General features: G+C 71.4%; 8 protein-coding genes and 1 pseudogene. 7 read left to right on the forward strand and 2 right to left on the reverse strand.

Features of this window, described 5'->3' with window-relative positions; translation table 11 throughout:
* Positions 1-87: 87 nt before the first annotated feature.
* The 7 genes from ACIHCM_RS29210 (at position 88) to ACIHCM_RS29240 (ending at position 7,245) form a co-directional block, all read left to right on the forward strand.
* Positions 88-1,269 (forward strand): DUF4190 domain-containing protein, encoded by a 1,182-nt coding sequence (locus ACIHCM_RS29210; RefSeq protein WP_399902089.1) that lies wholly within the window; start codon positions 88-90, stop codon positions 1,267-1,269.
* Positions 1,270-1,415: 146 nt separating this feature from the next.
* On the forward strand, positions 1,416-2,168 hold the full coding sequence (locus ACIHCM_RS29215) for a GntR family transcriptional regulator (protein WP_393109832.1): 753 nt from the start codon (positions 1,416-1,418) through the stop codon (positions 2,166-2,168).
* A 303-nt stretch (positions 2,169-2,471) separates the two neighbouring features.
* Positions 2,472-2,651 (forward strand): SPOR domain-containing protein, encoded by a 180-nt coding sequence (locus ACIHCM_RS29220; RefSeq protein ID WP_399902093.1) that lies wholly within the window; start codon positions 2,472-2,474, stop codon positions 2,649-2,651.
* A 42-nt stretch (positions 2,652-2,693) separates the two neighbouring features.
* On the forward strand, positions 2,694-3,110 hold the full coding sequence (locus ACIHCM_RS29225) for a (deoxy)nucleoside triphosphate pyrophosphohydrolase (protein WP_399902095.1): 417 nt from the start codon (positions 2,694-2,696) through the stop codon (positions 3,108-3,110).
* Between the two features lie 173 nt (positions 3,111-3,283).
* Positions 3,284-3,745, forward strand: a complete 462-nt coding sequence (locus ACIHCM_RS29230) for an ATP-binding protein (RefSeq protein WP_399902098.1) — start codon at positions 3,284-3,286, stop codon at positions 3,743-3,745.
* Positions 3,746-4,006: 261 nt separating this feature from the next.
* Positions 4,007-6,613, forward strand: coding sequence for a SpoIIE family protein phosphatase (locus tag ACIHCM_RS29235; RefSeq protein ID WP_399902101.1), 2,607 nt, complete (start codon positions 4,007-4,009; stop codon positions 6,611-6,613).
* Between the two features lie 200 nt (positions 6,614-6,813).
* Positions 6,814-7,245, forward strand: a complete 432-nt coding sequence (locus ACIHCM_RS29240; RefSeq protein WP_399902104.1) for a hypothetical protein — start codon at positions 6,814-6,816, stop codon at positions 7,243-7,245.
* A gap of 55 nt (positions 7,246-7,300) precedes the next feature.
* Here ACIHCM_RS29240 and ACIHCM_RS29245 read toward each other — a convergent pair whose 3' ends face one another.
* Entirely contained in the window at positions 7,301-7,813 is a 513-nt protein-coding gene (locus ACIHCM_RS29245) for a hypothetical protein (protein ID WP_399902106.1), read from the reverse strand.
* Between the two features lie 33 nt (positions 7,814-7,846).
* Positions 7,847-9,508, reverse strand: a pseudogene (locus ACIHCM_RS29250) (hypothetical protein); the annotation flags it as partial.

A 9,508-nucleotide genomic window follows, 5' to 3' on the forward strand; every position in this document is an offset into this window, starting at 1 on the left:
ACGATGCGCCAGTCGTGCATCTCGCGGCCGCGAGCCGGACGACGGTTACCCTCGCCTGCCGAAGTCCGAACCAGGAGCACCGTACCCGTGTCCATACCCCCGCCCCCCGGGTCCCAGGTGCCGCAGGGTCCTCATGGTCCCCACGGCCAGTACCCGCCTCCGCAGGCCCAGGGACCGTACGGCGCTCCGGGGCCCTACGGCCCGCAGCCGTCGTACGGGGGATGGGCGCCGTATCCGCCGCCGGGGCTGCCGCCGGTCAACGGTGCCGCCATCGCCGCCCTTGTACTCGGCATCCTGTGCTTCCTGCCGGGCGTCGGGCTGGTGCTCGGACTGATCGCGCTGCGCCAGATCAAGCGGAAGGGCGAGCGCGGCAAGGGCATGGCGGTCGGTGGGGCCGTGGTGTCGGCCGTCGGGCTGGCGCTGCTGGCTGTGTCGCTCTCGACGGGCGCGGTGTCCGCCGTCTGGGAGGGCTTCAAGGAGGGGGCGCGGGAGAACGTGATCGTCTCGCCGGACAAGGGAGAGTGCTTCGACGCCCCTGACGGGTCGCTGGAGGGGGAGACGTACGACGTCGAGGTGGTGCCCTGCTCCGGCAGACACGACGGCGAGGTGTTCGCCACCGTCACCCTGCCCGGCGGCACCTTCCCCGGCGACGACCAGGTAACGAAGGTCGCCGACGACAGGTGCTACGCCCTGGAAGGGGCCTACGCGATGGACAGTTGGGCGCTGCCGGACCATGTCGACGTGTACTACCTGACGCCGACCCGGGAGACCTGGATCCTCGGCGACCGGGAGATCACCTGCCTCTTCGGCAACGCCGACGGGAAGGGCGGTCTGACCGGCTCCCTGCGCAACGACCGGACCACCCTCGACGCGGACCAGGTGGCCTTCCTGGAGGCGGCTCTGGCCATCGACGCCGTCATGGGCGAGGAGCCCGAGGCCTTCCCCGAGGAGGACCTGGCGGCGAACCGGGCCTGGGCGCAGGACATGCACGACGTGCTCGCCGGGCAGGGCGCCGCGCTGGAGGGGCGCACCTGGCCCGCCGGGGCCGAACGGCCCGTGGCCGCCCTGGTGCAGGAACTGGCGTCGGCCGGCGCCGACTGGGCGAAGGCGGCGGATGCCGGGGACGCGGACACCTTCTACGTCCACTACGACGAGGGCTACGGGTTCCACGACGGCCCGGCCACCGTCACCGCGCGCGAAGCTCTGGGCCTGGACACCACTCCGCCCGTCGGCGCCTCCGGCGGAACCGCCCCGGAGACGGACGTGTGAGCGCCCCATAGCGGGGACAAACTGCCTGCGTAAAGCCTGCCAGGGCCAGAAGTCATCACATCGAGTGATTCTCTGGCCCTCGCTTGCCTGGCTCAACCCACGGTTGCCACGCTGTTGCTGTCTGTACAACCTGATGGGAGTGGCCAGTGACATTCGGTGAGCAGCCGGCGTACCTGCGCGTCGCGGGTGATCTCCGCCAGAAGATCGTCGACGGTCAGCTGCCACCGCACACCCGTCTGCCCTCGCAGGCGAGAATCCGCGAGGAGTACGGCGTCTCGGACACGGTCGCGCTGGAGGCCCGCAAGGTGCTCATGGCGGAGGGCCTGGTCGAGGGCCGCTCCGGCTCCGGGACCTATGTGCGCGAGCGGCCCGTGCCACGCAGCATCGCCCGCTCGGGGTACCGCCCGGCCGGTGGCGCCACCCCGTTCCGGCAGGAGCAGGCCGACGCGGCCGCGCGCGGCACCTGGGAATCCAGCAGCGCGCAGACCGAGGCGAGCGGCGCGATCGCCGAGCGGCTGGGCATCCGGCCCGGCGACCGCGTGATGTGCACCAAGTACCTGTACCGGGAAAGCGGCGAGCCGATGATGCTCGCCACCTCCTGGGAGCCGCTCGCTGTCACGGGGCGTACGCCGGTGATGCTGCCCGAGGAGGGCCCGCTCGGCGGCATGGGTGTCGTCGAGCGCATGGCCGCCATCGACGTGGTCGTGGACAACGTCACCGAGGAGGTCGGCGCCCGCCCCGGACTGGCCGAGGAGCTGCTGACACTCGGCGGCGTCCCCGGTCATGTCGTCCTCGTCGTGCAGCGCACCTTCTACGCTTCCGGGCGCCCGGTCGAGACGGCGGACGTCGTGATCCCGGCCGATCGGTACCGGGTCGCGTATCACCTTCCGGTGAAGTAGCGCACCACCTCACGGCAGTTGCTCCCGGCACAGGCGTGCCGGGAGCCCCTCACGCGCCGGTGGAATCCGGACGTCTTGGCAGGTGAACCCCTGCGTGCCCGGCATGCCGCTGACCGGATGCGCCGAGGTGCGCGGACGGCGCGTCCGCCCTCGCGCGCCCCCCTGACGCTGGCTTGTTGCGTACCTCTTTGTGAAAAGCCGTATTCGCTGCGTGAAGGTAAGGCGTAGGCTCGGGCATATGCGGATTGCGGTTTCCTTGGCGGGCGGGGCGCGCGGGCCGAGAGCAGGAAGCGGAGGGGCGCGATGAACGACAGCACGGTGACTCTTCCGTGGCTGGTCATACGGCAGGACGACAGCGGCAATCGTTACCGCGTGGGCAGGTATGCGACGCGGTCCGAGGCACAGAAGATCGCGGACAGTCTCGACAGCCGGGGACACAAGCAGCTCTATTGGGTGGAGCGCATCGGGGAGGACGGGCCCTAGCGGTGAGCGGCGCCGCCGGGGCGCTCCCGTAGGCTCCGGCGCATGACGGAACGGATCGTGGTGGTGGGCGCCGCCCTGCTCGACGGCGGCCGGCTGCTCGCCGCGCGCCGCAGCGCGCCCCCCGAGCTGGCAGGCCGTTGGGAACTGCCGGGCGGCAAGGTCGAACCCGGCGAGGCGCCCGAGGCCGCGCTGGTGCGGGAGTTGCGGGAGGAACTGGGCGTCGAGGCGGAGGCCGTGCGCCGCGTGCCGGGGGAGTGGCCGCTCCGCTCGCCGTACGTCCTGCATGTGTGGACCGCTCGGCTGCGCGCCGGTTCCCCCGAGCCGAAGGCCCTCCAGGACCACGACGAACTGCGCTGGCTCACGGCTGCGACGCTGTGGAGCGTGGAGTGGCTCGAGCAGGACGTGGCGGCGGTCCGCGAGGTGGCGGGGGAGCTGGACGCCGGGAACGCCGGAGCGTGACCGGCCTGATCCGTGGGCCCGTGGGAGCGCGACGGGCGTGATCCGTGGGCTTGTGGAAGCGCGACCGGCGTGATCGGTCGTTCGCGTCGGGCCGTTGGCGTTCGGCTGGGAGCCGTACGCCGTTGGTGCCACAGTGCGCCCCTCCCGTGGGTACTGCGCTCGGTATATCGGGTATGTGCCCATTAACCCCACGAAACCGGACATGGGTGGGCTCACTGTCCTGGGAAGTGATCGGTGTGATCGACACCGAAGGCGACTGTGCCGAGTGGACGTTCCCCGCCGACCCCACAGCCGTGCGCACCGCGCGGTCCGTCGTCCGCCGCCAGTTGCACGGCTGGGCGCTCGACAGTGTGAGTGACGTCACGGCACTGCTGGTCAGCGAGCTGGTGACGAACGCGTTGCGGCACGCCACGGGCCCCATCGGGGTGCGGCTGGTGCGCCCCGCCGGCCTGCCCGACGTCCTGCTCGTGGAGGTCTCCGACCCGCTCCCCGAACCACCCCGCGAACGCGCCGCCCGCTCCGAGGACGAGAGCGGGCGCGGGCTGCAGCTGGTGGCATCGTCCTCGCGCCGCTGGGGAACGAGGCCCGGGGAGTCGGGGAAGACGGTGTGGTTCGAGCTCGCCGTCCCGGGCTGAAGGACGGTTCCGGGGGGCTTACAGCGGCCGTACTCCTGTCCACGGGCCGGATCCGGCCGGAAGTCGTTGCCCCCAGGCGTGATTCGAGGGTGTGTCCCCTGGTTAGAAGACTGGAAGTGTTGTCGCGGCACGGTCCGAAAACCGCCTGGACCGTGCTGTGATCGTGAACACCGTGTTGCGCGGCGCCGTAGTGCTGGATACTGCGGGCAGCCGCCCCCGGTGACCGGTACCGGACGCGGTGAGCTGGAGGGGACGGTTCGCGTGAGCGAGATACCAGCGAAGGCCACGGAGTCCGAGGACCCGTCGGACGGCGCGAGGACGGAGGCCGCGGGTGCCTTCATGGAGATGCCGCCTTCGGACGCCCTGTGGCAGAGCAGTCCGCCCGGCTCGATCTACGACTACATAAAGGTCGCGTCCTTCTCCATCGGACCCGACGGCCTGGTCGACCAGTGGAGTCTGCGCGCGGAGAGCCTCTTCGGCATCCCGCCCGCACGCGCCGTCGGCATGGACCCCATCGAGGCGTTCATCGACCCCGACCTGCGCGAGCGCGGGCAGCGGAAGATGGCCGAGATCCTCGACGGGCGGGAGTGGACCGGTGTGGTCCCCTTCCGGCTGCCCGACACCGCCGACGGCGGGCGCGGCGGCAGGGGTCTCGCCGAGGTCTACGTGATGCCGACCCGCACGGAGGACGGTGACAAGGCGGCCGTCTGCATCGTTGTCGACGTCCGTGTACTGCGCCGCATCGAGACCGACCTCGCCGCCTCGCAGGCCATTTTCGGTCAATCCCCGTTCGGCTTCTTGCTGATCGACCCTGATCTGCGGGTGCGGCGCGCCAACCAGCGGTTCGCGTCCGTCTTCGGGGGCACGCCCGACGACCACCGCGGCCGCGGGGTGCACGACTATCTGCCGCGCGGCGAGGCCGAGCGGGTCGCCGCGACCATGCGCCGGGTCCTGGAGACCGGCGACAGCATCACGGACATGCACGTCACGGGCTTCCGCCCCGGCTCCGACGAGCGGCGTCACTGGTCGGTCAACCTCTACCGCGTGCACAGCGGGACCGGCAGCCCCATCGGCATCGCCTGGCTCGGAACCGACATCACCTCCCGCCGCGCCGCCGCCCGCGAGGCCGCCGCCGCCCGGCGCAACCTCGCACTGCTCAACGAGGCCGGCGCGCGCATCGGCAACTCCCTCGATCTGGAGACCACCGCCCGCGAACTCCTCGACGTCGTCGTCCCCGGCTTCTGCGACCTGGCCACCGTCGACCTCTACCAGGGGCTCCTGGTCGGCGACCAGACCCCGCAGGGCCTCGCCGACGGCAGCGCCGAACTGCGCCGGGTCGCCTTCGCCAGCGCCGTCTCCGACGCGCCGTTCGCCGGCACGGGCGATCCGGTCACGGTCGGCGCGGTGCACCACTACCCCTTCAACTCGCCCTGCGCCGACGCCCTGCGCACGGCCCGCCCGCAGACCGTCCCCGCCGCGGAGGGCGCCCTCGTCCAGTCCACGCTCGCCGTGCCGATGGTCGCCCACGACACGGTCGTAGGCCTCGCGCAGTTCTCGCGTACGAAGGGCAGCGAGCCGTTCGGCGAACGGGACCGCGATCTCGCCGTGGAACTGGCCGCGCGGGCCGCCGTCTGCATCGACAACGCGCGGCTCTACCGTCGCGAGCACGAACGCGCGTTGATACTGCAACGGTCGCTGCTCCCGCCCGGCGACCCGGTCGCCTCCGGCCTCGACATCGCCTGCCGCTATCTGCCGGGGAACGCCTCCACCGGGCGGCCCAGCGAGGTGGGCGGTGACTGGTTCGACGTCATCGAACTGCCCGGACACCGTACGGCGCTGGTGGTGGGCGACGTCATGGGCCGCGGCCTGCGCGCCGCCGTCGCGATGGGCGAACTCCGCACGGCCGTCCGCACACTGGCGCAGCTCGACCTCGAACCGGCCGAGGTGCTCTCCCAGCTGGACGAGATCGCCCGTGGCCTCGGCACCCCCGGCGGCATCCAGCAGGCCACCCGGGCCGCCCGGCGCCCCCGCGAGGCGGACCTGTCGGAGGTGTACCTGGCGACGTGTGTGTACGCGGTCTACGACTCCGTCACCCGCCGGTGCACCTTCGCCAACGCGGGCCATCTGCCGCCGGTCCTGGTCGAACCGGGCGAGTCGGCGCTGATGCTCGACGTGCCCCCGGGCCTGCCGCTGGGGGTGGGCGGGGAACCCTTCGAGGAGGTCGAGGTCGAACTCCCCGAGGGCGCGCTGCTCGCGCTCTACACGGATGGACTGGTCGAGTCCCGGGACCACCCGCTGGACGAGGGGCTCCAGGCGTTCGTCGGGGCGCTCACCGATCCCGCCCGGCCTCTCGAGGACGTCTGCGACCAGGTTCTCCACACCCTCGACAGCCACCACGGTGAGGACGACATCGCCCTGCTGATGGCCCGCGTCCAGGGGCTGCCGGCCGAGTCGGTGGGCGACTGGACACTGCCGCGCGAACCGCGCAGCGTGGGCCGGGCCCGCGAGTACGCGCGTGCCCAGCTCCTGGGCTGGGGTCTGGAGCCGCTGGTCGACACGACGGAGCTGCTCGTCAGCGAACTGGTGACGAACGCGCTGCGCTACGGCGAGGGCGAGATCAGGCTGCGCCTGCTGCTGGATCGCACCCTGGTCTGCGAGGTCTGGGACTCCGGCCTGGTCCAGCCGCGTCGCCGCCGCGCCCGCGACACCGACGAGGGCGGCCGGGGGCTGCAACTCGTCGGCCTGCTGTCGGCCGCGTGGGGCTCCCGCCGGACGCACCGCGGCAAGACGGTGTGGTTCGAACTGCCGCTGCCGGACGGGGAGAACGGGGTGAGGGATCCGGCGGAGGCGTTGCTGAGTTTGTTCTAGGCTCCTGCTCTCCTGCGGGTGGGCGGGCTCGGCGAAGGCGTGGCCATGACGCCGGACACCGGCAATCCCCGCGGTGGTACGAGTCCGTGGCCGGGCACTTCGCCGACCGCTCGCGACCGCCCGCATGGACGCGGTGGGGGTACGCCGGCTTGCCGGGCCGGCAGCCGCCGGCCGGGGACCCGGTTCTAGAATCACCGGGCATGAGTGATGTGTTCGCCGTGGATCTGGCCCTCGACCTGACGCCGACCGCACCCCGCGCCGTGCTCGACCTGCTGCGCCGGCATCTCGGGCTCGACGACGCGGACGACGGCGGTGACGCCGTGGAGGACGTGCCGGACTTCGTCGCCCTTCTGGCGGGCCGGGGCCCGGCGGTGCGCATCGGGGGAGTCCTGATGGCGGAGCTCCTCCAGGGCGACGGCCACTGGTCCCTGACGGCACGGCAGGAGATTCACGCCGAGCTCCTGCCCGAGCTGGATGCCCTGGTGGAGATGCTCGCCTTCCACGCGAAGACCGAGGGCTTCATCGGACAGCTGAGGTTCTACGAGGACGACGCTCCCGAAGTTCTCCTCAACAGGGCGGGCAAGGTCGTCAGGATGCCCCTGCGGGCAGCCGACCCGTCGGCTTCACAGTGACCGAGGACCTGGCTGCCACGCCGGGGCGCCGACGTGAGGATTCCTTCCGGAATCCTCAGCGGGACTCGCCGGATTCGCCCATCAGGTCCTCCAGTGACATGTGACCGACGGATTCCTCGTCCACCACCGGAATCAAGTTCAGCGTGGCCTCGGCATTCGCAATCATCCGGCCGATCTCGATCGGAAGATTCTCGAATTCCTCCATCACCACGTCATAGGGCTCGACGCGACCGGGCTTGCCGTCCATGCCTTTCGCTTCCACGAAGTAGCGGTGACCGGCCGGGGAAGTGGAATCGGCGACCTGGACCCACCGTGCGCCGTGCCTGCGCACGAGCAGGTCCCCGAGGAACGAGGTCAGGTCCGTGTGCAGCCCGATCCAGTCGGTCTGCTCGAACTCGGCCAGCGGAAGCCGGTCGACGTAGCTCTGCAGGCCGGGCAGCAGAAGCAGGGGGTCCTCCGCGTACCGCTCCGGTGCCAGCCCGAGCGAGGCCGCGAGTCCGGCGGCATTGCGGTGCGCGCCCTCCGTCCACTCCTCGGCAGCCGCCCCGTCCGGCGTCTGGTTCTGCATGATTCTCAACCCTCCAGTTGACCAAGAAGGAGTCTACTTCTTCTTTGTCGGCGCGTCCCACTGGTCCTTCTTGGGCGCAGGGCCATATTCGAGGAATACGATTTTTGCCTTGGTGAGATAGGCGCGCAGTTCGGCGGATGGGCCGGCATGCGTGAAAGACCATCGAGGGTCATATCCGGGGTTCATGCGCCGAAGAGCGATGTCCTTGTGAATCTGCTCCTTTATGTGTTTGCTGAGCGGCACTTCGTTCCGGACCAGCTCGCTGGTTCCGTCCTTCAGCGTGATGGTCCGGTACGGCCCGTACGTCTTCACCTCGACCGCGATCGTGCGCCCGTCCGGGAGGTCGACGGGAACGTCGACCTTGCGCCCGCCGCTTGCGGTCACCGGATAGCGGGGGTCGCTGTTGGTGGGCACCGGATAATGACGCTCAGGCCCGCCACCCCACATCTGGCGGTGGAACTCCTCACCGCGCTCCCAGCGCGTGCGGACGTCGCGGGTGTTGCGTACGTCCCGCAGCGTCAGCGGCCCCTCCGCCGGCAGCAGGGCGGGCCTCGAGTAGTCGGGTTCGTGTCCGGCGTACGGGTTGTCGTCGCCTCCCTGGGCATGCCGGCCGTCGGGAGCCTCATCGGCGGCGTCGTCCGCCAACTCGTCCCCGGGACGGGGGCCGGAGCCGTCCCCGGAGTGATGGGGGCCGTCCGGCTGTCCGGCACCCTGCGGATGACCGGCGTGTTCGCCTCGTTCGCCCGGCAGCCCGTCCTGGCCCCGTCCCGCATCGCCGGCCCCCTCACGAACCGGCACTGTCTCGGTCGCCGGGCCACGGCCGCCGGGGAGGTTTTCGCCGACGTTGTTTCCCGGGACATGGGTGTCGACGCTGTTGGTCGGCAGGTTGTCGGCGTGGCCGCCCGGCAGGTTGCCGGCCGTTCCTCCGGGGAGGTTGTCGGTGGTGCGGGTGGGTGGGGTGGTGTCGTCGGCGGTGCGGCCGAGGTCGCCGAGGGCGGTGGGGTCGCTGCCGAGGTGGAGGTGCTGGGGCGCGTTGTCGGCCGTGTGGGTTGCCGCGCCGGCCATGGCGGGTTCGCGGACGGGGGAGTCGACGCGGGGGAGGTCGGCGCCGTCGCGGGGGATGCCGGGCTGGTCGACGATGTCGCCGGGGCCGTCGTCGGCCTTGCCGAGGACGTTGCCGTTCTCGTCGAGGATGTTTCCCTCAGGGTCGTAGTAGCGGGCCGGGGCGCCTTCCTCGGTGGGCAGCTTGACCGTGCCTTCGGGCAGGACAGGGGTGTTGTCGGGGAGCTTGACCGCACCCTCGGGCAGCTCGACCGCGCCCGCCGGGACCGGTGTGCCTTCGGGGAGTTTGACCGCGCCGTTGCCCAGGTCGACCGCGCCCACCGGGAGCGGGGTGCCCTCGGGCAGGGTGACCGCACCGCCCTCGGGGATCTTGATGCCGCCCGCCGGGATGGTGGCGCCGTCCGGGAGGCGTACCGCGCCCTCGGGGAGGCGTACCGCGCCTTCGGGGAGGGTGATGGCGTTGTCGGGCAACGCCGGGATGTCGATGGTGCCGACGCCCTTCAGCGCCGCACTGATGTCGCCGATCTTCGACAGACCGGCGCCGGCGCCCTTGGCGATGTACGTCATCGGGTCGATGACCTTCGCCGTGGTGCCCAGGACCCTCGCGACCGCGCCCGCCTTGCCCGCACCCGC

Origin of the sequence: Streptomyces sp. NPDC052023 (assembly GCF_044548465.1) — a bacterium.
In the GTDB taxonomy this organism is placed as follows: domain Bacteria; phylum Actinomycetota; class Actinomycetes; order Streptomycetales; family Streptomycetaceae; genus Streptomyces.

Bases quoted from the DNA above. Each gene is read 5' to 3' on its own strand.
- ACIHCM_RS29220 (WP_399902093.1), top strand. From the start codon at position 2,472: ATGAACGACAGCACGGTGACTCTTCCGTGGCTGGTCATACGGCAGGAC.
- ACIHCM_RS29225 (WP_399902095.1), top strand. From the start codon at position 2,694: ATGACGGAACGGATCGTGGTGGTGGGCGCCGCCCTGCTCGACGGCGGC.
- ACIHCM_RS29230 (WP_399902098.1), top strand. From the start codon at position 3,284: ATGTGCCCATTAACCCCACGAAACCGGACATGGGTGGGCTCACTGTCC.
- ACIHCM_RS29240 (WP_399902104.1), top strand. From the start codon at position 6,814: ATGAGTGATGTGTTCGCCGTGGATCTGGCCCTCGACCTGACGCCGACC.
- ACIHCM_RS29245 (WP_399902106.1), bottom strand. From the start codon at position 7,813: ATGCAGAACCAGACGCCGGACGGGGCGGCTGCCGAGGAGTGGACGGAG.